22 protein-coding genes and 1 pseudogene are annotated in these 26,389 nt (G+C 48.8%); 12 read left to right on the forward strand and 11 right to left on the reverse strand.

What is annotated here, in order from left to right; all coding sequences use genetic code 11:
* The first annotated feature begins 74 nt into the window (after positions 1–74).
* From ACYX4J_RS01640 to ACYX4J_RS01650, 3 genes are all read left to right on the forward strand, one after another.
* Positions 75–446: a hypothetical protein gene (locus ACYX4J_RS01640; protein WP_475709325.1), complete on the forward strand. Its 372-nt coding sequence runs from the start codon at positions 75–77 to the stop codon at positions 444–446.
* 92 nt (positions 447–538) lie between these two features.
* The gene (locus ACYX4J_RS01645) at positions 539–946 is read left to right on the forward strand and encodes a GFA family protein (protein ID WP_282931128.1); all 408 of its coding nucleotides are present in this window, start codon (positions 539–541) and stop codon (positions 944–946) included.
* A 292-nt stretch (positions 947–1,238) separates the two neighbouring features.
* Positions 1,239–1,544, forward strand: a complete 306-nt coding sequence (locus tag ACYX4J_RS01650) for a hypothetical protein (protein ID WP_282931129.1) — start codon at positions 1,239–1,241, stop codon at positions 1,542–1,544.
* 72 nt (positions 1,545–1,616) lie between these two features.
* Here ACYX4J_RS01650 and ACYX4J_RS01655 read toward each other — a convergent pair whose 3' ends face one another.
* The 4 genes and pseudogenes from ACYX4J_RS01655 to ACYX4J_RS01670 form a co-directional block, all read right to left on the reverse strand.
* The gene (locus ACYX4J_RS01655; protein ID WP_444911598.1) at positions 1,617–2,417 is read right to left on the reverse strand and encodes an ABC transporter permease; all 801 of its coding nucleotides are present in this window, start codon (positions 2,415–2,417) and stop codon (positions 1,617–1,619) included.
* Positions 2,417–3,019 (reverse strand): ABC transporter ATP-binding protein, encoded by a 603-nt coding sequence (locus tag ACYX4J_RS01660; protein WP_475709326.1) that lies wholly within the window; start codon positions 3,017–3,019, stop codon positions 2,417–2,419. Before ACYX4J_RS01660 ends, ACYX4J_RS01655 begins: the two co-directional genes overlap by 1 nt.
* Before the next feature lie 708 nt (positions 3,020–3,727).
* A pseudogene (locus tag ACYX4J_RS01665) lies at positions 3,728–3,919 on the reverse strand (ABC transporter permease); the annotation flags it as partial.
* A 153-nt stretch (positions 3,920–4,072) separates the two neighbouring features.
* Complete coding sequence (locus tag ACYX4J_RS01670) at positions 4,073–4,393, reverse strand: hypothetical protein (protein WP_445362576.1); 321 nt, start codon at positions 4,391–4,393, stop codon at positions 4,073–4,075.
* 359 nt (positions 4,394–4,752) lie between these two features.
* Between ACYX4J_RS01670 and ACYX4J_RS01675 the strand changes: the two genes are divergently transcribed.
* The 4 genes from ACYX4J_RS01675 to ACYX4J_RS01690 all read left to right on the forward strand — a co-directional run bounded on the left by ACYX4J_RS01675 (position 4,753) and on the right by ACYX4J_RS01690 (position 9,359).
* A complete protein-coding gene (locus ACYX4J_RS01675) occupies positions 4,753–5,214 on the forward strand; it encodes a DUF2846 domain-containing protein (protein WP_444926010.1) in 462 nt (153 codons plus the stop codon).
* Positions 5,215–5,450: 236 nt separating this feature from the next.
* Positions 5,451–7,700, forward strand: a complete 2,250-nt coding sequence (gene parC, locus ACYX4J_RS01680; RefSeq protein ID WP_476177726.1) for a DNA topoisomerase IV subunit A — start codon at positions 5,451–5,453, stop codon at positions 7,698–7,700.
* 137 nt (positions 7,701–7,837) lie between these two features.
* Positions 7,838–8,287 carry a MarR family winged helix-turn-helix transcriptional regulator gene (locus ACYX4J_RS01685; RefSeq protein WP_444907174.1) on the forward strand — a complete coding sequence of 150 codons (450 nt, stop codon included), beginning with the start codon at positions 7,838–7,840 and terminating at the stop codon, positions 8,285–8,287.
* Positions 8,280–9,359 carry an HlyD family secretion protein gene (locus ACYX4J_RS01690; RefSeq protein ID WP_444907175.1) on the forward strand — a complete coding sequence of 360 codons (1,080 nt, stop codon included), beginning with the start codon at positions 8,280–8,282 and terminating at the stop codon, positions 9,357–9,359. Before ACYX4J_RS01685 ends, ACYX4J_RS01690 begins: the two co-directional genes overlap by 8 nt.
* A 63-nt stretch (positions 9,360–9,422) precedes the next feature.
* On the opposite strand, the gene ACYX4J_RS01695 is transcribed toward ACYX4J_RS01690, so the two are convergent.
* From ACYX4J_RS01695 to ACYX4J_RS01705, 3 genes are all read right to left on the reverse strand, one after another.
* Positions 9,423–9,842 (reverse strand): DUF2147 domain-containing protein, encoded by a 420-nt coding sequence (locus ACYX4J_RS01695; protein WP_108734638.1) that lies wholly within the window; start codon positions 9,840–9,842, stop codon positions 9,423–9,425.
* Between the two features lie 183 nt (positions 9,843–10,025).
* Positions 10,026–11,492, reverse strand: coding sequence for a protein adenylyltransferase SelO (locus ACYX4J_RS01700; RefSeq protein WP_444918285.1), 1,467 nt, complete (start codon positions 11,490–11,492; stop codon positions 10,026–10,028).
* A 72-nt stretch (positions 11,493–11,564) separates the two neighbouring features.
* Positions 11,565–13,037, reverse strand: a complete 1,473-nt coding sequence (locus tag ACYX4J_RS01705) for a Ppx/GppA phosphatase family protein (protein WP_476177727.1) — start codon at positions 13,035–13,037, stop codon at positions 11,565–11,567.
* A 385-nt stretch (positions 13,038–13,422) separates the two neighbouring features.
* Here ACYX4J_RS01705 and ppk1 (ACYX4J_RS01710) point away from each other — a divergent pair, with 385 nt between their 5' ends.
* Both ppk1 (ACYX4J_RS01710) and ppk1 (ACYX4J_RS01715) read left to right on the forward strand, forming a co-directional pair.
* A complete protein-coding gene (gene ppk1, locus ACYX4J_RS01710) occupies positions 13,423–15,471 on the forward strand; it encodes a polyphosphate kinase 1 (protein ID WP_476177728.1) in 2,049 nt (682 codons plus the stop codon).
* A gap of 360 nt (positions 15,472–15,831) precedes the next feature.
* Positions 15,832–17,883 (forward strand): polyphosphate kinase 1, encoded by a 2,052-nt coding sequence (gene ppk1 / locus ACYX4J_RS01715; protein WP_476177729.1) that lies wholly within the window; start codon positions 15,832–15,834, stop codon positions 17,881–17,883.
* Between the two features lie 89 nt (positions 17,884–17,972).
* Here ppk1 (ACYX4J_RS01715) and ACYX4J_RS01720 read toward each other — a convergent pair whose 3' ends face one another.
* Both ACYX4J_RS01720 and aceK read right to left on the reverse strand, forming a co-directional pair.
* Positions 17,973–18,482, reverse strand: coding sequence for a hypothetical protein (locus ACYX4J_RS01720; protein ID WP_444907179.1), 510 nt, complete (start codon positions 18,480–18,482; stop codon positions 17,973–17,975).
* A 56-nt stretch (positions 18,483–18,538) separates the two neighbouring features.
* Positions 18,539–20,293 (reverse strand): bifunctional isocitrate dehydrogenase kinase/phosphatase, encoded by a 1,755-nt coding sequence (gene aceK / locus ACYX4J_RS01725; RefSeq protein ID WP_476177730.1) that lies wholly within the window; start codon positions 20,291–20,293, stop codon positions 18,539–18,541.
* 156 nt (positions 20,294–20,449) lie between these two features.
* Between aceK and ACYX4J_RS01730 the strand changes: the two genes are divergently transcribed.
* Together ACYX4J_RS01730 and ACYX4J_RS01735 are read left to right on the forward strand one after the other, a co-directional pair.
* Complete coding sequence (locus tag ACYX4J_RS01730; RefSeq protein WP_413663436.1) at positions 20,450–21,058, forward strand: MarC family protein; 609 nt, start codon at positions 20,450–20,452, stop codon at positions 21,056–21,058.
* Between the two features lie 150 nt (positions 21,059–21,208).
* The gene (locus ACYX4J_RS01735) at positions 21,209–21,943 is read left to right on the forward strand and encodes a sulfite exporter TauE/SafE family protein (protein WP_476177731.1); all 735 of its coding nucleotides are present in this window, start codon (positions 21,209–21,211) and stop codon (positions 21,941–21,943) included.
* A gap of 128 nt (positions 21,944–22,071) precedes the next feature.
* Here the strand turns inward: ACYX4J_RS01735 and ACYX4J_RS01740 are convergent, their stop codons facing one another.
* Entirely contained in the window at positions 22,072–22,431 is a 360-nt protein-coding gene (locus tag ACYX4J_RS01740; RefSeq protein ID WP_476177732.1) for a putative quinol monooxygenase, read from the reverse strand.
* 923 nt (positions 22,432–23,354) lie between these two features.
* Here ACYX4J_RS01740 and ACYX4J_RS01745 point away from each other — a divergent pair.
* A complete protein-coding gene (locus ACYX4J_RS01745; RefSeq protein ID WP_476177733.1) occupies positions 23,355–25,217 on the forward strand; it encodes a sensor domain-containing diguanylate cyclase in 1,863 nt (620 codons plus the stop codon).
* 1 nt (position 25,218) lies between these two features.
* Here ACYX4J_RS01745 and pstS read toward each other — a convergent pair whose 3' ends face one another.
* Positions 25,219–26,301 carry a phosphate ABC transporter substrate-binding protein PstS gene (gene pstS / locus ACYX4J_RS01750; RefSeq protein ID WP_476177734.1) on the reverse strand — a complete coding sequence of 361 codons (1,083 nt, stop codon included), beginning with the start codon at positions 26,299–26,301 and terminating at the stop codon, positions 25,219–25,221.
* Positions 26,302–26,389 lie beyond the last annotated feature (88 nt).

Consider the following 26,389-nt stretch of genomic DNA (forward strand, 5'->3'; position numbering starts at 1 on the left):
CATTCAATATATCAAAAATTTTTCTCCTAATATTGTGTGTGTTTTTAAGTTCTGAATACTCATTAGGGCTGCATATGAAAAAAATACTAATTATGTTTGTTTTTTTATTCGCCCCTCTTCTTTCCGCAGAGCAGGCGAAGGTAGAGCGGCAACCCCTAAAAACCATGTCCACTTGTTTGATTATGAATGGTTGGAATGCTTGGGGTATATGGCAGTATGATGTTTATGCGCTTGCCCGAGATAAGGTCCTTATTGGGAGTAAAGATAATCACTTTCTAATTTCTTCTGTGGATACTGGGTATTCTCATGTAATCAACGGGAAAACTGTGGCTTACTATCCCGAGGCTAAATCTTTAAATGAGCTAGGTGAAGCTTGCCAGGAAAATTGCCCGGTTAATTATGAGAAGCGGGTCAGCTGGTTTCAGCGACGCTGCAAGGAATATTGATAAAAGTTAGTTTGTAGTTTTATTTGTGAAAGGTTTCACAAATATTTGATTCTATTCGTTTCCTGATATAAGTAATAGCAAGGTAAAACAATATGACTCAAGTGCACGGAAGTTGCCTCTGTGGTTCAGTGACAATTAGCGCATCTTTGCCCTCTTCAAATCTGGGGGTTTGCCACTGCGGTATGTGCAAAAAATGGGGCGGTGGTCCTCTGTTGGCAGTGGATTGTCAAACCAGTGTTGAGATTACCGGTGAGGAACATGTCAGTGTATTTGATTCATCAATTTGGGCTGAACGGGGTTTTTGTTCAAAGTGCGGTTCGCACCTCTTTTATCGCTTAAAGGAAACTTCCCAGTACTCAGTACCTGCGGGGATCTTTGATCTTCCGGCCGAGACAACAATGACCCATCAAATCTTTATCGATGAAAAGCCGGATTACTACGAATTTGCCAACGATACCCAGAACATCACGGGGCTGGAGATAGTTACTGAGTACTCATGATAGTGAGTGCTCGCTATCTCTATGGGTATCTTTTAGTCAAGACGGAATATGCGCCCGGGATTCACTTTAGGGTTACTATAGCGTCCTAGGGCTGTATCGCTGCTTCCCTCAATGGTGATTTCAGCTTAGAAGGGTACCAAAAGGGTCATCTGCATGGGTTTCGCTCACTGCGGCGGCTCTTTTAGCATCTTTGCATTGGTATCCGGATGTCTCGTTCTGGAAGCACCTAATCTTTTAAGGTGCCGAGAGCATTAAGATGTAATCGGAAGGTAATACGGACTGGCTAAATTCCATGACTGAAACCCAAATTGTAGAAATTTTCCTGGCCAACCAATGGTGGTCCATCCTGGCGTTGGTGGTAATTGTAATTGGCGTAACTTTATGCTGGTTTGGTGGCCTGATGGCTGCGTTGACGGCCTTGGGTAACAAGCGCTGGGTTTGGGGGATTGTAACGATCGTCCTCGGGCCGATTACCGGCATTCCCTATGCATTGCGTTACAAAGAGGCGGAATATGCCCGATCGCTGATGCTGCGGGGTGTATGGGCCTTGCTGGTAGGTCTGATTATCGCCGGGGCTATCTTATTCTTTGGCCGTTAAAGGTTAATAGAGCGCTGGTTCTCAGGTGTCCGGCGCTCTCCTTCCTTCGATCGAATCATCTCTCCACAGACTTTAGGCATTTTTAATCAGGCGATCAGTGCGCAGGCGCTCCCGCTTATCAAAGAGCTGTCTTGAGGCCAGGGCAACAGCGAGAAAAGTGCCGAAACCAGTGCCTGATGCAATCGCAAAAAGAATCAGGATTTGATATTTGACGGCAATTGTAGGGGAGGTGCCTGAGAGAATCTGCCCTGTCATCATTCCCGGTAAAAATACTATCCCAGCGGCAGCCATGGAATTAATTGTCGGCATCAATCCTGCACGCATCGCATCCCGCCGAAACTCCAAGCTGGCTTGTTGCCAGGTATGCCCCAGCATCAAGCGATTCTCAATAATATCCCTGGAGCGGTGCATACTTTCTGTTAGGCGGTCCAGGCTTAGGGCAACACCAGTCATTGTATTACCCAGCAACATACCTAAAAGTGGAATGGAATACTGTGGTTGGTACCAGGGGGTAGGGCCAATCAGTACGGCCAAACTCAATATGGTGATACTGAAAGCGGACACCAGCATTGATAAGGTGCCTACGGCAAAGCTCCAGCCGCCGAGCAGGCGATACTTTTGTCGGGCTGCCACTTGCTGCCCGGCAAATAGCAGCATTGCCAAAGCCAGAAGTCCCACCCAAAGTAGGGTGCCAACTGCAAAAAGGGTTTCCAGTACCAGTCCTACCAGGGTGAGCTGAATAGCCGTGCGTAGAGCAGCAACAATTAACGATCTACTTAGTTGTAGTCGCGCTACATGAGTGCATACGGCTAGAGCCAATACCAGCCCCGCTGCCAAAGACAATTGCCACCAGGATAGGTCGATTACACTCATCAATGGATCTCCTGTTCTTCCAGTTGATTATCAACAATGGCCAAGTGGCGGTGAGCTACCCTTCGAATCTGCTCCTGGCTATGAGCTACCCAAATCGTAGGCAGCTTGTGCTCCTCAATGAGCCCTGTCAGCCATTGCTCTACCTCCTGCGCAGATCTGGCATCTAGGTTGGCCGTAGGCTCATCTAGAAGAAGCGCTTGGGGTTTGTAGGATATTGCGCGAATAAGAGCCAGGCGCTGCTTTTCTCCCGAAGAGAGTCGATTGACTTGCCACTTTACCGCGTCCTCAGGAAAGCCGAGAAGTTTAAGTGCATCATTCATGGGTGTTGCGAAGTGATCGCCGACAGTTTCTTCCCACCAGGCAGTCTGCGCGGGAACCAACATCACATGCTTTCTCCACTGGTGTGCTGGATACGTACTCTGGGATTTATTCTTAAAGCATATGTCGCCTGTGTAGGGTTCAAGGTCAGCTATGGCTCTGAGTAAGCGGCTTTTCCCTGAGCCAGATGGACCAGATAAGCAAATAATTTGGCCAGATGCCATGGTTAAATTTATATTTTGAAGACAACCTACAAAAATATTTTTTAGCACCAGAGTCGACATGAGCTTCGTGGAGATTAGTGTTTAATAGAAATTATCAGCAAATGATCATTTGTGTAAAGTAAGTTTTATCTTTTAATTTCTTATTCTTTGTATATGAATTTTTGATCTTTCTTGGGTTGGGGAATGTCTTGATACTCTGGGGTTATGGATTAAATCTATAACCTGTAAAAATTGTAGACTCTGTTAAGGAAGGTGACAATGAAAATCTGGTGATATAAATTTTGTAGGTATTGTTGTGGTTATTGTTTGTAATTTTATCTAAGAATCAGTGGAAGAGAAAACTTTAGTCGTATCGATATTTTAATCTGTATGCCGGAAGCTATTATTTTAAAGGGCTTGATTTTTAATAAGTGCAGTCGGTAAAGGGTGGGTCAGCTGATAGAGTTGGTTCTTATCCTGATCATGAGGAAGGCACTAATGAGATAATTATAGTTGAGTGAGAACGGTATCAAATTTACAACCTAAGAAAATTGGCACTTACAGAAAGTAGTAGAAAAGCTGTTGGAAAGACACCCCTTGTCGATCAGGTAAGAAATGAGATGTAGTACTGGTTTGCGCGGATGCTGACAAGGATAGGCACAGAAAGTGACTGCTGGTGAGTAGCAACAAATAGACATCACAACTCGGAAAGAAATAGGTTCCCAGTAGAGGGCAAGTTACATAAAGAGGCATACGGTTGTATCGTTGCAGTATGAGATGATCTATTCACTAATTTATTTTCAGCCCAAATGGTGGAGCCTTATACAAGGTACCAATAGCGATAAGGACTTCCAGTATGACCTCGACAAGAGGCAATTGAACCGCTGTGCGTACTGCCGCGACAATCAGTGGCTTGCTGCGCTGTGATCGTGTGATATTGGAGCAAATTGCCAGGACGACTACCAACGTCGCAGCCAACGATAATTGCCACCATCAAAGATGATCACACTAATTGTTACTTAATAAGCTACTCCCATTAATTTCAAAATGCCTGCTCTACACTCGTTGGATCTGCCTTTTCTTATGGGTCGTCCAGGTGGCGGGGTATTGGTGATTGCTGATTTCATCCATAAGTCATGCTTCTATTTTACTAGTAGTATCTGTCTCCACATTGACACTGAGCCCATCCTGTAAAAAAGCTTGTGCGGTGTAGGAAAGCTCGAGAATAAGTGTCAAGCGTTGTTTCTCTATGAAGGATAGCCGGCTTATCTGCCGGTCTGTCGTATTCTCGGGAAATCTTAAAGTGTTTAATGTATGCCCCATTGGTTGATTAAAGTTTTCGCCTATTGTTTCGTCCCACCAGGCATTTTGCAGTGGTACCAATATAACTTGCTGCCGCCACTTGTGATTTGCCATTTCCTTCTGGCTTTCGTCATCAAATGTTATCAATGTCATGGGGTTCAATGTCTGTAATGGCTCTGAGTAGACGGCTTTTACCCGAACTATAGGGACCTGAGGGCAATTGATTTTTCCTGCCAGTACTTTTAGTTGTACTCTTTTAAGTGGGCCAATGCTCAGTGATTCCAGCTTTAGCTCAGGTATAATCGTGTCTATCTATTTCAATTTCCTTCACCTTAAAGTCGGTGGAATACTCAAGCTTTGTGGATATGGCTGAAGAGTCGAGTTTTATCTCCCTGATCAATTTGATTAAAGGTTCTAGTTGGTAGTCAAGCTGATATGATGCGCGTCTGTTAACGCAGAAGCTGTACAAAAAACAGCCGTTAGCAGGTGTTAAATTATATTGGGGATAAAACATGTACAAAAAATTAGCGGTGCTTTCTATAGCTACATCTCTTTTTGCGGGTTGTGCGTCGGTTCCTATGGAGAGTGATGAGTTATCGAATAAAGCTAAAGAGTTCAATTCACCTACTGAGGGGAATGCTGGTCTCTACATCTATAGAGCTTCTGGTCCCGGTACTACTCTGAAGAAAGATATCTGGGTTAATGATGAATGTGTTGGTCAATCTGCACCCAACGTCTTTTTCTACCAGGAGGTTATTGGGGATAAAGAATATAAGGTCTCAACCGAGTCGGAGTTCTCCCCGAATGACCTGTTGGTTGATGTAAAAGCAGGTGAAAATTACTTTATCGAACAATACATTAAAATGGGAGTGTTCGTTGGTGGTGCAGACTTGAAACTTGTTGAGTCTGAAGAAGGTAAAGCTGATATTACAAAATTAAAGCTTGCAAAAGCTGGCGAGTGCAGCCAGAAATAAAGTTGGCTCTGCGAGAGGCACACTTAGTATGTGTGCTTCTCCAAATTTTACCTGGGAGTCTTATTCCCTTAAGAATGCATTAGGCTGGTTCGATACCCACCGGACTTTTTGGGTAAGCTTTAGAGATTGTATTGAACTTACAATGAGCTTCTCCCCTTCCTTTTTCAGCTTCCCTTTGAACCTCCCGCTCCAGTCCGCCATAATCCGCTCCTTCCGAATCGAATAACGAGAGCTGTATGACCGACACCTCTGTTTATGAGGCCACAGAGCGCCTGCCGTTAAAGGAGTACACCGAAAAGGCGTACCTGGATTACTCCATGTATGTGATCCTGGACCGCGCCCTGCCGAATATCGGTGACGGCCTTAAGCCTGTACAGCGGCGTATCGTGTACGCCATGAGTGAGCTGGGCCTGAAGAATACTGCCAAGTATAAGAAGTCCGCGCGCACCGTTGGTGATGTGATCGGTAAGTACCACCCGCACGGCGATAGCGCGGTGTACGAGGCGATGGTACTGATGGCGCAACCGTTTAGTTATCGCTACCCCCTGATTGATGGCCAGGGCAACTGGGGCTCGCCGGATGATCCCAAGTCCTTTGCCGCGATGCGTTACACCGAGTCGCGCATGGGGAAATATTCGGAAGTGCTGCTGTCGGAGTTGGGGCAGGGCACTGTGGACTGGCAGCCCAACTTTGACGGCACCATGGATGAGCCCTGCGTACTGCCTGCGCGGGTGCCCAATATTCTATTGAACGGTACCACCGGTATTGCCGTGGGTATGGCTACGGATATTCCCCCGCATAACTTGCGCGAAGTGGTCAACGCGACTGTAGAGCTGCTGGAGAATCCCAAGGCCACAGTAGAAGAGCTGTGTGAGCATATTCTCGGCCCGGATATGCCCACTGAGGCAGAGATTATTACGCCGCGGGATGATATCCGTAAGATTTACACCTCCGGTCGCGGTTCTATCAAGATGCGCGCCCTGTGGAGTAAGGAAGACGGCGATATTGTCATTACTGCGCTGCCTCATCAGGTGAGCGGTGCCAAGGTGTTGGAGCAGATTGCCCAGCAGATGCAGGCGAAGAAGCTGCCCATGGTGGGCGACCTGCGCGATGAGTCGGATCACGAAAACCCCACTCGCCTGGTAATTGTGCCGAAATCCAATCGGGTGGATATGGAATCGGTGATGAATCACCTGTTTGCCACTACCGATCTTGAGCGCAACTACCGCGTCAATATGAATATGATCGGTATCGACGGGCGCCCGCAGGTGAAGTCCCTCGATAAAATCCTGCGGGAGTGGCTGACTTTCCGCGCCACTACCACCCGCCGTCGTCTGCAGTTCCGTCTGGATAAAGTTGAGAAGCGCCTGCACCTGTTGGCAGGTTTGCTGGTTGCCTTCCTCAATATTGATGAAGTGATCGAAATTATCCGTACCTGTGACGAGCCCAAGCAGGAGCTGATGGATCGCTTTGAGCTCACGGATATCCAAGCGGACTACATTCTCGATACCAAGCTGCGCCAGTTGGCACGCCTGGAAGAAATGAAGATTCGCGGTGAGCAGGCGGAGCTGGAAAAAGAGCGCGATACCCTCACCAAGACCCTGAATAGCGAGCGTCGCCTCAAGACCTTGATCAAGAAAGAGCTTCTGGCCGCAGCCAAAGAGTTTGGCGACGACCGCCGTTCCCCGATTGTGGCTCGTGAAGAGGCCAAGGCGTTTAGTGAATCTGAGCTGCTGTCTTCAGATCCCATCACCGTTATCGTTTCTGAGAAAGGTTGGATTCGCGCGGCCAAGGGCCATGAAATTGATGCGGCAGCGCTCAGTTATAAGGCGGGGGACAGTCTCGGTTTTGCCGCGCGGGGCAAGAGTAACCAGCCCGCGTTATTACTCGATAGCACTGGTCGCAGTTACTCCATTGCCTCCCATACTTTGCCTTCGGCACGGGGGCAGGGCGAACCCCTCAGCGGGCGTATCAACCCCCCCTCCGGTGCCACCTTTGAGGGCTTGTTGATGGGCCCTGATGAGCAGCGAGTGTTACTGGCTTCCGATGCGGGCTATGGCTTTATCGCCAAGCTCTCTGATTTGCAGTCGCGCAATAAGGCAGGTAAAGCCATGCTGACCCTGCCCAAGGGAGCCCAGGTGCTTTCCCCTCAATTGCTGGAGAGCCTCGATGATGTTCTGCTGGCAGCGGTGACCACCGAGGGGCGCATGTTGGTGTTCCCGGTGACTGAATTGCCGGAATTGTCCAAAGGCAAGGGTAACAAGATTATCAATATCACTTCGGCCCGAGCTGCGGCCCGCGAAGAGGTGGTCATCGGTGTTGCTGTATTGAAGGGCAGGGATCAACTGGTCGTTCACGCCGGTAAGCGCCATACCAAGATCAAGATCTCGGAGATGGATCACTATCGCGGCGAGCGTGGCCGGCGCGGCAACAAGCTGCCCCGGGGCTTCCAGAAGGTCGATAAGATTGAGGTTCTGGAGAAATAGATCCATCCCGGATGCAGGTCGAAAGGGCGGTCCTAGTGACCGCCTTTTTTAATGGGGTTTTGGGATATTGATAACTCACACATTGATGAAATAATAAGCAGGCTTATAATGAGCGGCCTTAGACAGGGAGAGCAGATATGTCCAGGGAAGATGCCGTTACTGAAATCAGTTTTGAACTACACAGTGCAGCACGGCTGCTGCGGCGAAACTTCGACCGCAGAGCCAAGGACCACGGGCTGAGTGGATCCCGCTGGCAGGTGCTTTGGCATCTACTGCGCGAGGAGGGCCTCAAGCAGGCAGAGTTGGCCGAGCGCCTGGACCTAGCACCGATCAGTCTGGCGCGCCAGCTGGATAACCTCCAGCAGGAGGGACTGGTGGAGCGGAGGCCCGATCCCGAGGACCGGCGCTGTTTCCGTATTTATCTGACGGAGCAGGCAATGCCGGCCCTTGAGTTACTGGGCGGTGTAGCCCAGCAGACCCGCAGTGAGGCACTTGTGGGCTTTTCCGCCGCAGAGGTGGATCAATTGCAGTCGCTGCTATTGCGGTTGCGCAAGAATTTGACACGTGAAGAGATTGAATGTGACTGAAAAGCTGTCCATTAAGCTAGACCGCGCCGGACAAAGAGAGTTCGCACTCTCCTTTTTCCTGGTACTGGCCGTCCTGATAGGGGGATGGAACCTGTTGCGCGGCAGCGATATTGTCGAGACAGAGAACGCTTACGTGAAAGCGGACAAGATCTCCCTGGCGCCCGAAGTTAGTGGTGTTGTCACCCAGGTGCTGGTGAGTGCCAACCAGGTAGTGGAGAAAGGGCAATTATTGATTCAGATCGACCGCACGGCCTTCGAACTGGCGGTGACAGAGGCGGAGGCGCGCCTGGCTCAGGTGCGCAACGAATTGCTCGCTCGTCGTTCGGAATATGCTGAAGCAGATGCAGCGCTGCAGCAGGCTCGCAAAGATGCGGACTTCTATCGCCGCCAGTTGGAGCGCAATGAAAAACTGAGCAAGGTGGCGTTTTCCGAGGCGGAGCTGGACAGCGCCCGTCAGCAGCTGGAGCGCGCCCGCGCCCAGATCACCATTAATGCTGAGAAGCTCTCCAGCTTGCGCGCTGAACTGGGAGGTGATCCCAGTATTGCCCTGGAAGAGCAGGCAGATTTAAAAGTGGCTCAGGCGCAACTGGATACCGCCCGCTACCAATTATCGCGCACGCGCATTATTGCTCCAGTGGATGGCACTATCGCCAATACCGTACCTAAGGTGGGGGAGATGGCCACCTTGGGCATTAACCTGCTGCAAATGATTGGTTCCACTGGCCTTTGGGTGGAGGCCAACCTGAAAGAGACCGAGCTGGGTCGCGTGCGCACGGGCCAGCAGGCGGAAGTGACCCTGGATGCCTACCCGGATTTTGAGTGGCAGGCTCAGGTGGACAGTATGAGTCCCGCCAGTGGCAGTGAGTTTGCTTCCACACCGCCGCAGAATGCCAGTGGCAAGTGGGAGAAAGTGGTGCAGCGGGTGCCAGTGCGCCTGCGTCTATACCCTCTCAAGGACTCTCCGCCTCTGCGCGCAGGTATGAGCGCCAAGGTACGAATTGATACTAGTGAAGATGAAAAAGTGGTGTCGGCCCGTGCAACGAGCGGTGAAAGCGGCAGGGTGGTGCTTTAACTGGGGTTGAGAGAGAGGGTTCTGGGCCCGATAGAACTCGGGCCCGAGAGCTGCACTAGTTGCTTATTGAACTCGGTGCCAAGTTTGGGTGCGGTAGAGGAAGCCCAGGTAGCCGCGCAGCTTAAGGGTGTTGTCATCCTCCAGCCAGACTTTAAGGTCGTAAACCTTGCCTTTTACCGGGTCGAGAATTTCCCCGTCCTCGTATTTTTTCCCTTTCTTTTCCAGCCCGCTGATGACATCCATGCCGACAATGGGCTTACCTTTCAGGTCGCCTGGGCACTTGTCGCAAACGGTGTCGTTAGGCTTCATCAGAAGATCCACTACCTTGCCGTAATACTTCCCATCCTTTTCATAGATGTTGACGATGGACTTTGTCTCTCCGGTCTCGTCATCGATAGTGCGCCAGTTGCCCAGGATATCTGCAGCACTGGCCTGCAGGGCGAACAGCAGGCCAAAGGTGGCCAGAAGCAGGTTTCTAATCATCACTTATTTTCCTATGTAAAGTAGGGTGACCCGGATATTACATCAAGTCACCTGCGAGGGCAGTGGGCTAGTCGTCATCAGGTAAAATCTAACAGTCAAAAAGTAGCATTTGGCCACATATCCCTGCCTTTTCTCTCTATTTGTCCCAATTTCGGGACCTTTGTGTGTTACCCAAAGGCACCTTTAAGAGGAACAGCTCAAGGGGATACGCTTGCCGGATTCTGGCGGTGCACTGGCCCAGACTTCCCGCTCCGGGTGCTCGGCGAAAGGGGATTGCAGTAACTGGCGCAGAGTCCGCAAAGGATGATAGTCGCCATCTTCAGCAGCCTCGATGACCTTCTGTGCCAAATAGTTGCGCAGAATGTATTTCGGGTTGACTGACAGCATGGCTAGATTGCGCTCCCGGGAGTTATTTGCCTCCCGGGTGAGGCGGCGATCGTAGTGCTCCAGCCATTGATCCAGGGCGCTGTGGTGAGTGGGTTTGAGTAACTCGTGCAAAGCGCTGGCCGGACGCTCCCCCCGGTAGTGGGCCAGGGCTCGGAAAAACAGGCTGTAGTCGGCTTGGCCGTGTTGAAGCAACTTCAGCAGTTCCGAGCAGAGGGCCTGGTCGCCATCTTCTTCTTTTTCCAGCCCCAGTTTGGCTCGCATACGTTGCGCATAGGCTTCGCTTACCACCGGCTGGAATTGCTCCAGGCATTCGCGCAGAGCGTCTACACCGACAAAGGCCGACAGTGCATGGGCGAGAGCATTCAGGTTCCACAGCACGACACCGGGCTGTTGCTCAAAGGCGTAGCGGCCGGTGTGGTCGGAGTGATTGCAGATAAAAGTGGGGTCGTAGTCGTCCAGGAAGGCGTAGGGTCCGTAGTCAAAGGTGTCGCCAATAATCGACATGTTGTCGGTGTTGAGCACGCCGTGGGCAAAGCCTACGGACTGCCAGGCTGCAACTAGCTCTGCACTGCGGCGGGTGGTAAAGCGCAGCAATGCTTCAGCTTGGTCGCCCACTGCCATACCCTCTGTACCCGGTATAAAGCGTCGGCAAATAACCCCGATCAACTCCTGCAGGGCCTCCAGTTGTTTGGTGTAAAACAGGTATTCAAAGTGACCGAAACGCACGTGGCTCTCTGCCACTCGGATCAGCATGGCCCCGGTTTCGATTTTCTCACGGGTGACAGGTTCGTCGCTTCCGACAATGCACAGTGCCCGGGTGCTGGGAATACCGAGGCCGTAGAGTGCCTCACTGGCGAGGTACTCCCGTATGGTGGAGCGCAATACTGCGCGGCCATCACCAAAGCGGGAGTAGGGCGTTTGTCCTGCACCCTTTAAATGCAGTTCCCAGCGCCGGCCTTCACTCTCGATTTCACCCAACAGCAGTGCTCGCCCATCCCCCAGGTCAGGGTTGTAGACCCCGAACTGGTGACCGGTGTATTTCATCGCAAATGGGCGGCTTCCCTTAAACAGGCGGGCGCCGCAGCCCAGCTCGGCCCAGGCGGGGTCAGATTTCTCATTGGGATCTATTCCCAATAGTTGCAGCACTGAAGGGTTGGTGTCGATTACCTTGGGGTGGCGAAAAGGAGTGGGTGCTATGGGGGTGCCAAAGGCTTCCCCCATATCCGCATAGTGGTGTTTGAGAGTGACTTCGCTCAGTTTCATAGCTTTTGATTGTAGGGTGAATATTCGAGTAAAACGCCAGTGTCCAGAGTGGCTCACAAGGGCCCCTGGCTCTTATATCGCCGTTATCTGTAGGGGCCGATTTTGCGAGCGCCAGTGTTGCTCTTCCTGCTCCAACAATTCTGCAATTGCCGGGCTATCCTCCAGCCAATGTTGATCGGCTTCCAGGTGATAGGCGTCTCCCTGGTCATATAGCTTTAAGCCGTCCAGGCTGCGTTCGGTGCGGTCCCGGTGAATAATACATCCGAGGCGCAGGCATAACAGAAGGTCTGGGCTGGGGTGGAAGCCATAGTGCTCCCGTGGCGGTTTGATTCTTCCCCGTTGGTTGTGCACCAGATAGGCCAGGTGCTCCTGTTCACTTTTGGCAAATCCGGCCATATCGGCGTGTTTAATCATATAGGCCCCCAGCTTGCGGAAGCTGCTGTGAGTTAGGGCCAGGCCGGTTTCGTGCAACTGGATAGCCCAGTGCAGTCGCACCTTGCCTTCTGGTGGGTACTGGGGGCGCAACTGCTGCAGGAGCTTGAGTGAGGTGGAACTGACACGTTTAGCCTGGTTGGTATCTACCTGCCAGCGCTCTACCATGGCGGCAATCGTATCTGCACGTCGATCCCCGCCGTGCAAGCGCCCGGCCAAGTCGTGCACTATGCCCTCGCGGATTGCATAGGGGGAGACTTCCATACGCATAATGTCGAGTTCGCAGAATATTGCATGCAGTATCGCCAGGCCGGCAGCGAATACCGGGCGACGCTCTTCATCCAGGTAGGGTAAATCCAGGTCCGCGATATGTTTGGCGGAGGAAACCCGGTGCGCAAGCTGATCGATATCCCCGCGCTTGATCGCCTTTACTTCACCATCATTGCAAATCCTGGCAACCGCTTTGATAGTCCCGGAGCAACCGGTAACTTCTGCGCCTTCGGCAATATGCAGTAGCTCCTGCAATTCGGCCCGCGCCGCTCGCCGCGCGCGCTGGAAGTGGTTTACAGTGTTGCGGCTGATCAGGCCATCGGCGAAGAAACGTTTACTGTAGGAAACACAGCCTATATCCAGGCTTTCCAGTTGCTGTGGAGTATCACCACCGCGAACCAGCTCCGTAGAGCCACCGCCAATATCAATAATGCAGCGCAAGCGAGGAGGGCCATTGGCGGCGGCGAGAACCCCAGTAAAGATCAGGCGGGCCTCCTCGATGCCGCTGATAATTTCCACCGGCACACCGAGTATTGATTCCACTTCTTCCAAAAAGCCATCGGCATTGGCCGCAGCCATACGCAGTGTATTTGTACCCACAACACGCACATGGTCGAGGGGCAGTTTATCCATCACTGGTTGAAAGCGTTGCAGAACGGTCAGGGCCCGTTCGGTTACCGCCGGGTCCAAGTGGTGGTTAATATCCAGCCCCTCGGCCAGGCGCACCATGGCTCTGTCTGTGTGCAGGCGTACCATGCGCTGATCGCGAAATTCCGCTAGGAGCAGATGGAAACTGTTTGAGCCCAAATCTAGGGCGGCATAGCGTTCGTTTGGAGCTTGCATCAATATCCCGTTGAAAGCGCTAATGTATGGAGTCGGACGCTCTATTATTCATTTTGCCACTTTTCAGTCCAATAGTGGGTGCAGTCAATTTACAGCGCACCAAAAAGGCGCCAACTATAAAAGTGTTACAAAATTATTAAATATCTTTTATAAATAAAAGATATTTTTTATTTATTTGTGCCAATTTATGGACTGAAACAGTTTGGCAGAAAACTGTGAAGCCATACTAGATCGTTAGATTGCTATAGGCGCTTGCTCACAGCCACATTTCAGTGGCATATTTCTTTACTTAATCTTGACCCTCAGCCCCGTGTTAAGGCTGCTTCCAGAATAATCTGGATTTTTAAACTGCCGTCAGATACTGGGTGCGTTTTATGGTTTTGCAATGTCTAACGATGTGCCTCTATTTCCCAAAGAGTTGAGCTGGCTTTCATTTAACGAGCGTGTTTTACAGGAGGTGGAAGATGAAAGTGTGCCTGTAATTGAGCGCGTACATTTTTTGGGAATCTTCTCTAATAACCTGGATGAGTTTTTCCGTGTGCATGTTGCAGCGGTACGTCGTTTAGCTGCCTTTTCTGTTGGCGGAGAAAAGAAGGAATACTACAGTAATCTATTGCAATCGATTAATAATCGAGTGTTGAGGTTACAGTTGCGCTATGCGAAGGCCTATAACAAAGCTTTAAAGGATCTGGCAAAGCATGATATCCATGTGGTTAGGGAGACTTCGCTTAGCGATAACCAGCGCCAGTTTGTAGAAAGTTACTTTCATCGGGAAGTGCTGCCAGAGTTGGAGCCATTCTTTATCGACGGGCGCAAGCCCATGCCTTTGATTAATGAAACCAGTATCTATTTTGCGATAGCACTTGAATTGGATGATGGTACCGAGCGCTATGTGGCAATGGAGATTCCTACGGATACACTTCCCCGCTTTGTGGAGATTCCTCCACGGGAGGGGAAGCGGGAGAAAGTCTACATCGTTCTCGATAATATTATCCGAGGATGCCTTAAAGAAATATTTCGCCATGTGGTGCCTATCGCTAAAGCCAGCGCCTATACCTTTAAGATCAGTCGCGATGCTGAGTTGGAGTTAAGTGAAGAGGTAACCCAGAATATTCTCGATCGAATGGAGCGCTCATTGAAAAAAAGAAAGCGCGCAGATCCGGTGCGTATGGCATACGATGGTGATATGCCTGAGACTTTACTGGAGTTGGTGAAGAAGAAACTGAAAATGGGGCGTTATGATACCTATACCCCCGGTGGGCGTTATCACAACTCCAAAGATCTGATGAAATTCCCGGGAGAATCTGCCCGACTTCGCTATAAGCGCCTCACACCACTGCCAGCCTTACCGAAAAATGAAAGTGTATTTTCACAGCTGTGCGCAGGGGATCGGCTTTATTATTATCCCTATTATGACTTCCATGCGATTGTCAATTTCCTGGCATCTGCCGCACTAGACCCTCAAGTTAAAGAAATTCGGATTAATCTCTACCGGGTAGCAAAGAACTCCCGTGTAGTTGCGGCTCTGGTTAATGCGGTTCGCAATAACAAAAAAGTGACTGCGGTGGTGGAGTTGCGGGCACGCTTTGATGAAAAGGCCAATATCCATTGGTCCCATGAGTTGAGCGATGCCGGGGTGAATGTGGTGTATGGCATGCCCAACCTAAAAGTACATTGCAAGTTAATTTCTGTGCTTCGCCGCGAGGATGGCAAAGATCGTTTCTACAGCCATCTTGGCACCGGTAACTTTAATGAGAATACAGCGAAGGTCTATTGCGATTTTAGCTTATTGACCAATAACCAGGAGCTGGGTCGGGACGTGTACAATGTATTTGAGTTTATGCAGGCACCGCGTAAGCGCCCTTCTTTTAAACGTATTATCACTTCACCATTTTTCTATCGGGATGCGATTACTGCAGCGATAGATCGTGAAATTGATGCCGCCCAGGCAGGGAAGGAAGCGGCGCTATTTTTCAAGTGCAATAACCTTGTGGATAGCCAGATTATTGAGCAGCTGTATCGTGCCAGTGCCGCAGGTGTAAAAATTCGTATTATCGTTCGTGGGATGTGTGCATTGGTTTGTGAGACTCCGGGCGTATCAGACAATATTCGTATTATCAGTTTGGTAGATAAGTACCTGGAGCATGCCAGAGTCTATATTTTTCACAATGGTGGTGATGAGCTGATGTGGTTGTCTTCGGCGGACCTGATGAAACGAAACCTGGATCAGCGAGTTGAAGTCACTTTCCCGCTTATGAATCCGGAGCACCAGGCTACAGTTCGCAAAATTATGGAATTGCAGTGGAGTGATAATCAGAAGGCACGGCTAATTGATGCCAGGCAAACAAATTCCAAGTTAGCTAATGAGGGACGAAAAGGTTGTCGATCTCAGGATGCCATCTATCGCTTTTTAAAGCAGCGCGAGGCGGAGTAGTATAGATCGTCAGTAATGGGCTGTAGACCTTCCCTAGATAAAAAGGTGACCCTTCAGTTTGTCTGTGGGGTCACAAATACCATTTGCACTGCTAACATCATTATTCTACCCAATTTAGGCTATCACTCATGATAGAGTGCATCTTTCCTTTATTTATTGATCCCGCTACCAAGATAGAAGCTCTACTGTTGGTTTTATAGCCGATATCACAAGGAGTGAATCCAAAAATACGCTGTCACCTTGTTCTATTATTTTATAGTTAGCCAGATTTTAAGCTCTGTACCAGTAGGGCGGATTTGGGGAGGCTGGTATCTGTATTTTGGTGATCAATAGTAGAAGCGTTGGTGAAGTGCTCTATCTATGCTGAATGATATTCCTCTATTTCCCAGCGAATTAAGCTGGCTATCTTTTAATGAGCGAGTACTACAGGAAGCGGAGGATGAAACAGTCCCGGCTATCGAACGGGTACACTTTCTCGGAATTTTCTCCCAGAATATGGATGAGTTTTTCCGCATTAAGGTGGCTGGTGTGCGGAGGTTGGCGAGTATTGATTCTGGTGTGGGGCAGAGGGAGCACTTTTCCCAGCTATTGAAAACTATTAATGATCGTATTTTGATACTTGAAAAGCGCTATGCCGAAGCTTATGTCAAAGTGTTATCGGGATTAAAAAAACATAGTATTTATCTTGTTCGTGAGGATAGCTTAAATAGCCATCAGTTGGGATTTGTAAAAAATTATTTCCATAGCCTGGTTTTACCGGAGTTAGAGCCTTTTTTTATCGATGGCAGATCAGCAATGCCACTGCTGAGTGACAACAATATCTATTTCGCTATTACTTTGAATTTAAAAGGGGAGCCAAGCAGATATGCAGTTATGGAGATTCCCACTGCTATTCTTCCCCGGTTCCTGGAAATCCCATCGCGCCAAGGCAGGAAAGAGAAAGTTTACATCGTTCTGGATAATATTATTCGAGTGTGCCTGGAAGAAGTCTTCCGCAATGTTCTGCCTATTCTTTCTGCCAAGGCATATATGTTCAAGATAAGTCGGGATGCAGATATTGAGCTGGGGGAGTATGTCAACCGGGATATTCTTGAACGTGTTGAACGGTCGCTCAAACAGCGTAAGCGTGCAGAGCCGGTACGTCTTGCTTACGACATGGAAATGCCTAATACACTGTTGGAGCTGATTAAGAAAAAGCTGAAGATGGGGTCCAGGGATAGTTATACCCCTGGTGGGCGTTATCACAACTCCAAAGATCTTATGGGCTTTGCCCCGGACTCCAAAAGTTGTCGGTATAGAAGGCCGGCACCGCTCTTGGCTTTATCCACCAGTGAAAATATTTTTGACCAATTGCAAGACGATGATGGATTGTTCTGTTATCCGTATCATGATTTTTGGGCAATAACAAATTTCCTTGCTTCGGCCTCTATTGACCCGCAGGTAAAAGAGATACGTATTACTTTGTATCGAATGGCGAAAAACTCAAGGGTAATCGCGGCGTTAATTAATGCGGCTAGAAATAATAAAAAAGTAATTGCGGTTGTTGAATTGCGGGCGAGTTTTGATGAAAAAGCCAATATTTATTGGTCCCGTAAATTAATAGAAGCAGGAGTGTTGGTTGTTTACGGTGTTCCAGAAATGGAGGTTCATGCGAAGTTAATTTCTGTAGTTCGCCGTGAGCAGGGAAAGAATCGCTTTTATACCCAGTTGGGAACAGGGAATTTTAACGAGAGTACTGCTCGTGTCTACTGTGATTTCAGTGTATTGACTAATGATCAGGGAGTGGGGCGCGACATCTATAACTTGTTTGAATTTATGCGATTCCCCAATACAAAACAGGTTTTCAAGCATATTATCGTTTCTCCTTTCTCATTGAGAAGTTCGTTTGAGCAGGCCATAAACCGGGAAATAGAGGCTGCCCTTGCTGGGCGTAAAGCTGGCATATTCTTTAAGTGCAACAGCCTGATAGACAGCAAGCTGATTGCCCACCTTTATCGGGCGAGCGCTGCGGGAGTAGAGATTCGATTACTCGTTCGCGGTGAGTGCTCTTTGGTATGCGACACTCCTGGATTATCCGACAATATTAAGGTGATCAGTTTGGTGGATAAGTTTCTGGAGCATGCAAGGATTTATGTGTTTCATAATGGTGGCGATGAACTGATGTGGATGTCCTCTGCAAACCTGAAAAACCGCTGTCTGGATCAACGGATCGAAGTCACTTACCCGGTGACCAATTCTCGACACCTCCGAACCATTAAGAAGGTCATGGAATTACAGTGGCATGATAATCAGAAGGCCCGCTTAATTGATGCCGGTCAAACCAATACCAGATTGGCTAATGAAGGGAGTAGAGGTTGTCGGGCCCAGGACGCTATTTACCGCTATTTAAAGAAGCATTCTCAGAGGTACTAAAAAAGGCAGAAGGGAAATTGTACGGTGCCCAAGAGGCCTAACCGGGTGTCTCAACTAAGGTCTATTTACGCTAGTGGCAACTCTTTTTTTCAGTTGGGGCTAAATCCCACCAGTTGTCCATCACTAAATGAAAAACGATATCCCTGGCCCACCTTCAGCCGCTGGCCGCAGGGGGATTGAATCGTAATACGGGGATATTGCGGTGTTGAGATCCAGGTTGCAAAGTCGCCTCTAGGTCCGCGTCCCAGCAGCTGGTAATAATCTCCATAGTTACAGAAGGCTGCTGGCGTACACCTTTCCGCGCCCCAGACATAGGCAATCACGTCGAACTGTTGGGGTAGGCCGTATGACTCTACGAACGGTTGTCGCGGATTTTCGGTAAAAGTAAACACTTCATCAAAGGATAGGGTTGGAAACCCCCGGGCGGGGGTTGCGCAGCTAACTACGTGGGGTTTTCCTGTGATTCGTGCGTAAGGTGGTGGGCGCTTTGCCGGCGGAAGCTTACCGGGGATGGACATCTCGCTGGGGAAATAGCCGCAACCGCTGGTCGTCAGCAGGGAAACAGTTGCGGCAACTAGAGCCCAGCGAAAAATATGCACGGATTATCCGCTCCCTTGGAAAAGTCCTCCTACCAATATAGTCATAGATTGGTCGTCTACTTTTGTTGTGCACGGTTATGGGAACGGCGCGGGAAACGCCACTTGCGTCGATAGGGGAAAGCACTCTCCACATGTCCGGCGCGAATACGATCTTGTAAGAGTTTCCAGAAGCGATAGTTGTATAAATCGCCGTGCTGCTTTTCGAATGCAGCGCGCGCGGTGGGATTGCCAGAGAAGAACAGGCGGAATTCTTCCGGGAAGACGTCGGCTTCTGCGACGGTATACCAAGGCTTGTCGGCCAGCTCCTGCTCAGAGGTGTGAGCTTCGGGAATCTTGCGGAAGTTACATTCCGTCAATGGGCAGAGCTCATCGTAATCGTAGAAGACTACCCGCCCGTGACGGGTAACCCCAAAGTTTTTCAGCAACATGTCGCCTGGGAAGATATTTGCGGCTGCCAGCTGTTTGATGGCATTGCCATACTCTTCCATGGCCTCCTTGGTTTGCTCTTCATTGGCGTGTTGCAGGTAGAGGTTAAGCGGTTCCATACGCCGCTCTACATACAGGTGTTTGATGATGACCCGCTTCTCATCAATGATCAGTTTTGATGGTGCTACTTCCTGCAGTTCTTTAATCAGCTCTTCACTGAAGCGATTGCGGTAGAAAATAAAGTAAGAATACTCCTGGGTGTCAGCCATACGGCCGACCCGGTCAGAGCGGGATACGAACTTGTACTTTTCTTTTACGATCTTCTCGGTGACAGTTTTCGGCTGGTCGAACTCATCTTTAATGACTTTAAATACCACCGGGTAGGAGGGCAATGTGAATACACTCATCACCATCCCTTTAATGCCGGGTGCAATAACAAACTTGTCGTTACTGACCTTCATATGGGCGAGGATATGGCGGTAGAACTCGGTCTTACCGTGTTTGTGGAAGCCGATAGAGTTGTAAAGCTCAGACTTCTCCTTGAGCGGCATAATGGTGGACAGGAAGCGCACAAAGCGGGAGGGGATTGGCGCATCCACCATAAAGTAGGAACGGGTAAAGCTGAAAATGATACTGGCGGAGTCGTTATTGTAGATAAGGGTGTCCACAAAAATACCGCCGCGTCCGTTGTTTAGGCAGGGCAGGATCATGGGGATAACTTCGCCGTTCAGGATAATGCGCCCCACCAGGTAGGCCGCTTTGTTACGGTAGAAAACCGACTCCAGCATATCCACCCGCAAGTGTTTCTCGCTGTCCACATTGGCCAGGGGGGCGCTGCGCAGGGATTCGCAGATATGGGCAATGTCGCGCTCCATATTCTCCCAGGGCGTGGAGAAGCTGAAATCCTTGAGAATATCTTCGATCATACACTCGAGGCCGTGGCGGCCGCTGTAACTGATATAGATACTGTAATCCCGTAGCGGCTTGTCTTCCGGTGCTCGGGACGGCTTGACGAAGATATTGCTGTCGTGAATGTTGGTGTGGTGAAACTGGCTGCAAAACACCGAGTTAAAAAAGGTCTCGGCGATCTCATAATTGCTGTGATTGGCAATCAGCTGTGCATAAGTGGCGCGGGCATCACGCCAGAGCTCCAGCTGGCTGGTGTCCTTGCTGGTTACCGAATGGACCAGCTCCACCACTTGGGTGACCTTGGTTTTGTACAGATCGATCCGGGCTTTATTGGCCTCATGTGCCGCTTGCCAGGAGGCGGTTTCAAAACGGGCCTTGGCGCCCAAAGTGATGTTCTGATAGTCTGCGAAATAGGCGTCAAAACCATTGAGGATGGTTTTAGCGATGCGTCGGGCGGTCGGTGAGTGATTCGTCATGCACTAGACTTTTTTTCTAAGTTACAAGTTACGCTTGCGCCAGCAGTTACCGTAGATAACGGCGTTGGACCCCCTAAGCACACCTCGCTCCGGTCCTGCCCATACTGCCTGGGGCTCTAATTAAGCGGATAGTAGCACGGCACGTCGGAGTCCCAATTGAACGATTGGATCAGTAGCTTTGTCTTTTTCTTTGCTGTGATTGACCCGGTGGGTACTCTGCCAGTGTTTATCGCAGTCACTTCACGACATGCAGAGTGGCAAAAGCGCAGGATAGCCTGGCTGGCAGTACTCGTCGCAACCGGGATCTTGTTGTTCTTTTTGGTCGCAGGGCAATTCTTCCTCGAGGCGATTGGCGTGCCCCTTTCTGCATTTCAGGTAGCTGGAGGCGTCGTCCTGTTCCTGTTTGCCTTAACCATGATATTTGGTGAGAGCAAGCCAGAGCAGGAGATAGAAATCATCCGTGAGGGGCATGAGACAGCGATTTTCCCTCTTGCGGTGCCCTCCATTGCCTCACCCGGAGCCATGCTCGCGGCTGTGGTACTCACAGATAACCATCGATTTGATGTGGTTCATCAGCTGAGTACAGCATCTGCCATGGTAGCGGTGTTGGCGATAGTGATATTGCTGCTGCTAACTGCCAACTGGATATATCGATTTATTGGTGATGCCGGGGCCAGTATCGTAAGTCGAGTTATGGGGCTGATCCTGGCCTCCGTAGCAACAACCAATGTACTTGTCGGGATTCAGCAGTTCTTTTCAATTTAGCTACTGGCATTTGGTTTTGTACTGGTTGAGCTAAGGCTGCATTTCTTCTAGTGAAGAGAGTATTGGATTACCGGTTAGGTGTTGGAATTGCGCCCAAGCCTGAATTTCTACTTTATTCACTGTGATTTTGGTGACTTCTGAAGCGGTAAAATGATAGAGCTATTGCTGCTGATTTTTGGCGTCTTGATTTGGTATATCAGTACGCTTGCGGCCGGGGGCGGGGCACTGCTCCTTGTTCCAGTGATTAGCTTTATCGTTGGTCCACACCTGGTTGCACCAACGGTAACCATTGCCAAGTGCCTGGCTTCGCCATACCGGGCACTGGTTTTCTGGTCCTATATTGATTGGCGGGTAGTACGCTGGCTTACCCCGGGAAGCTTAGTCGGGGCATTGTTAGGTGCATATTCCTATACACAGATGTCCCCAGAGTGGATACAAATAGTGGTTGGGCTTTTTTTAATGTCCACGATACTTCAGTATCGCTTTGGCCATAGGGAAAGATCTTTTCCCATGTCACTTCCCTATTTTTTACCTTTGGGATTGGTGACCGCTTTTGCTTCCGGTCTTATTGGGGCAATGGGTCCCCTTAAGAACCCTTTCTTGCTGAATTATGGCCTCGAGAAAGAATCCCTGATAGCCACTAAGGCCTTTAATGGGCTGTTAATGCAGCTTGTAAAGCTGGGAACTTATATTACATTCTCGGCGGTATCCCTAGAGTTGGCAATCTATGGTGTGGCGGCTGGGCTTGGGGGGATTATTGGTGTAACCCTTGCTAAAAGGAGATTGAATCAGGTCAGCTTTAAAAAATTTAGGAAATACACTCTATTGGTAATGTTTTTGTGTGGCTTGGTATTAGTGATAAAAGCGCTTTATGACATGGCTTAAATTTTTAGGGATAGTATTTATAATTTATTGCTAGAACTAACCGTTTGGAAAGCAAAGAATTAAAATTCGCACTCCTAATTACAATACTATCATCATAAGAATTAGTATAATTTTTTATATTCAGTTTATTAATGGCTGCGTTCGAATCCTGCATAGGTGTGATACTGCTGGGGGGGTAGGCCTGCATGGCGTGCCTGAAGATCTTTGGGAAGATCGCCTAAATAGATGACGCGAGTGGGTTCTGCCGTCTTGAGCCAGCGCTCTGAATAATTCTCCCAGGTATCCACATGTTTATGTGCGGCACTTACATCTTTGAAATGCTCGTATACAATAATTTCTCCACTATCAGAAATATAGTACTGATAATTCAGTGTCCCCGCTTCTTGCTGCGAGGTTATCTCTACCATTTCATCAACAATTGACTTAAAGGCCTGTTCCTGTCCGTTCTTTATTTTCGCCTCCACAATCCAGCCAACATTATTAAACATAAGTATCTCCAATACGGTTTAAGAGGCTTTGACATAAGTGGTAGAGCAACAATTTAGGTCCTGGGAGCATGACTGATAAGCAACCTGTCGCTAAATACCAGAGGGGGAGTAACTGCTCTACTCAGGAAGAAGATCAAGAGATGGTCCTAGATATTGTAGACGACATCGTGGCGTCTAGTTTGGTAAGGCTAGCTATTTGATAGCTCTCCAGTTGCACTGAACTTCACCGGGCTCCTTGTATCAGAAACCTGCCTCACGAATGACTAATGGTTCATTGTTTGGCCTAAGGGAGGGTTCAATGCTTGTGTTGTGAGATAAGCCCAATTGTATTCAGCTGTTCTTTAGAGGCTCCTTAATATCTAAGAGTGGCATATTTTCCGTATGTACTGAATGGTAAACAACGATGAGATCCCCGGATCAGCAACAATTTCTAAATTTAGCGTTCTAGAGACAATATTTAAATTTGATGTGGGTAGTCAAATGTAATCGTTAACAGGAATTTTCTCTTTGGCGCATTTAAGATTTTGTATTCTTTGTCTCTCCTAATTAATACTTGATTTTAAGGCTTAGTCCCAAGGTGTAAGACGGCGTAACAGCCTGTGTACCCTTATTTCAAGCTAAAAGGCATAAAACACATTACTTAAGCGCTTGATAAATGAAGAGTGAAACTGCCAAATAGGGGGAGTAGAAAAAAGTTGTACCTGATAATTTAAAGTCCTTGCTAGTGTGTTTTTTGTACAGGTGCGGACTTGTAGAATTCATACATAGCTATTTTATGTAAGTATGAATTGATGACTTTCTTGTATGGAAGCTATTTCTCTGAAATACAACAAGCATCATCAATTTACTTTGGAAGTCAGTATCCATTATGACTGATTTGATCTTTATGAAGACGGAAATTGTTGCGCATCTACATAGTAAGAATGAAAAAAACAATTGGTGAATTTGAACTGTGGACTCAAAAGGGTGGCCCTAAATGGCACTACCGTTTTGTTTGTTGTGCAGTGCTGATGTTTGTCATACTTCTTTCTATGCCCAGCTACCCCCATACGGTTGTGGATGTCACCTCGTTGGAGGGAGGAAGTAAACCGAGTGGCCTAAATGCAATTTGGCATGATCCATCGGGGTTTGGAAACATTGTTGAAGCTGAAAAATCTTACAAAAATAAACTTTTTCTTCCCCTGGGAACTGCCGGATCTACCGGACTTAAATCCGGAGCCTTCTGGTCTCACTTCATATTAAAAAACCCCAGTAGTGAAACAGTTTATGTCTCAATTGAATATGTGGATAACCAGCTCGATGGGCTGACGGCCTTTTCTAGGATTCAGGGCGGCAGTCAGCCTTACACTGAGCTGGCAAGTCTGTCTGCGAACCAGCCTTTTTCCAGTCGAAAAATCAAGCATCATCGTTTTGCGTTCCCACTTAAAATCCCCCCCTTCGCATCAAAGGAAATGATGGTTAAATTTGATGTTGGAGTTTTAGGTGTTGCCTTTCCCAGTATGCGTATTTGGCGACCTGAACAACTTGAAGAGAGGAGTAAGGCTGAGGTCATTTTAACGTCATTTCTTTTTGGTGGTTATTTTTTGATGGCCATTCTTGCGCTGATTGGTGCTATTACTGCGCGTAAGAATATCCTGTATCTATACTCGTTATATTCTGTAACGAAAATTTGGGTGTGGGGATCTTTGCTGGGATATACCCATCAATATTTGCTCCAAGAACAATTTGATTGGCGCTATCAATCGATTAGTAGTGCTGTAGCGATTCTGACCGGAATTCTTTTTGCCCGATACTTTCTTGAAACAGAAAAGTACACCCCAAGATTGGATTACTTTTTAAAATTAATTTTACTCAACGGGTTATTCCTGGTTATTTGCGTTGTATTGCAGTGGGAAGCTCTGGCGCACATTTCCATGATGCTTGCTCTATTTTTCTACCCTGGCGTTGTTGTCGTCGCATTGGTGCGTTGGCGACAGGGGGATACTTCTGCGGCCGTTTTTGCTTTAGCCTGGAGCGTTTTGGTGTTGGGGCTTTTGGTGCAGGCGATGAGGGATCTCGGTTATGTGGTGCACAATCCAATTAACTATTATTGGCCCCCGGTTGCCTCTTTTGTTGAGATGTTGGCAATAATGATAGCTATTGGATTACTGGTAAAACGTTTACGGCAACAAAAAGAGACTGCAGAAAAAAGGTATCTACTACACCTGGAAGCCTCGAGAACTGAGCTGGAGCAACAGGTAAAACTTCGAACACAGGAATTGGAGTACGCTAAAGCCAAGGCTGAAGAGGAGGCGCGCACAGACCCGCTAACAGGTATTTTTAATCGCCGCTGCTTTTTCGAAGAGGCCAGTAATCTGGTGGCTGTGGCAATTAATAACCAAATGCCATTGTGTGTATTAATGCTGGATATCGACAATTTTAAATCTGTTAATGATATCCATGGCCACTTAATCGGCGATCAGGCACTCTGTGCGACTGCCCGAGTAATTTCCCAACACGTACGGGATGTGGATATCTTCGGGCGTATTGGTGGGGAGGAATTCGCTCTGGTACTCAGTACCAATGTCGAAGGAGCAATGAAGGTTGCCAATCGTATACACCGGGATATTGCTAAAATCGTGATTAAAAGTGCCGTTGGCCAAGCTCAATTTACCGCAAGTATTGGCATAGCTCACCTGCAAGGGCGGGAAGACATCCTGGAGTTAATGCGGCGGGCGGACTCTGCGTTATATCAGGCTAAACGAGCTGGCCGTAATCGTATTGTGGAGTGCGCTGAAACTACCTGAGTTAGCGCACATAAGTGACAGCGTTTAACACTTTGAGCCTTATGTTTTCTGGAAGAGGGACCAAACCCAAGGTCCCGGCTTGACTTTGAGATGCGTTACTCAACATAAAGACCAGCATTTGCCTTAATGCCTGTGCTTTTTGATCATCCTGGTCTGCGTAGAGCAACAGCCAGGAAAAACTGGTAATGGGATAGGCTGTTTCTCCTTTGGGGTCCCAAATCCAGGCGATTAGGTTGGGAGCTCCACTAATTGGTAGTGATGCTTTTGGAAATTCAATCTCTGAAAGAGCCTCTGCTCCGCTCTTGGGGCCTGCGGCAATATAGTTTCCTGCGTGGTTTTCCAGTGAAGCCACAGGTAGGTTTACCAGTTGAGCAAATCCGTGCTCCACATAGCCAATGGCCCCAACTTTCTTTCTTACTTTAGCGGCTACGCCTTGATTGCCCGGTGCTCTTTTAAATCTGGGCAACTTTGGCCAACTGGGTGTTCTGTCCAAACCAATTTTTTCGCGGAAATCCTGGCTCACGCTACTCATATGTCCAGAAAAGATATATGAGGTCCCCGAACTTTCAGAGCGGGTGACAACGGTAATCTCATCTCTGGGCAACTTGATATCGGGGTTTGCAGCCGCGATCTTGGGGTCATCCCAGTGGGTTATTTCTCCCAGGAAAATCCCCACATAAGCTTCCCTGGACAGTTTTAGCTTGTCGATCCCGGGAAGGTTAAACACCAGTACGACTTCCCCAGCAGTAACCGGCAGTACCACGCCACCGCCTTTCAGGTTGCGTAACTCATCGATCTCAATAGCGGCATCTGAGGCGGCAAAATCAACTGTATGACCGAGAAAGTCCCTGATGCCGTCACCGCTACTGCTCATCTCGTAGAAAATAAATATATTGTTTTCCCGATGGGTGAACTGCCGAAACCACTCCACATAGATTGGGTAGGGGAAACTGGCGCCGCTGCCCCGGAGATTTACAGGATTTTCTGGTACCTGGGCAGTTCCCGGTGTGGCGGCAAGGATAAAACTGGCGATTGCCAGCACAGCGGTAAGGCGGCGTAAAAGGGTTGCACACCTCGATATCATAGGGACCTCGGCTTATAGGCCTCTGACAACCTGCCTATAGGCGGGGTGAGAGGCCAAAAACTGCTTTAGATTAAAATTTTAGCAGGGT

The sequence above is a fragment of the Microbulbifer sp. ABM4_008 genome (assembly GCF_056311705.1).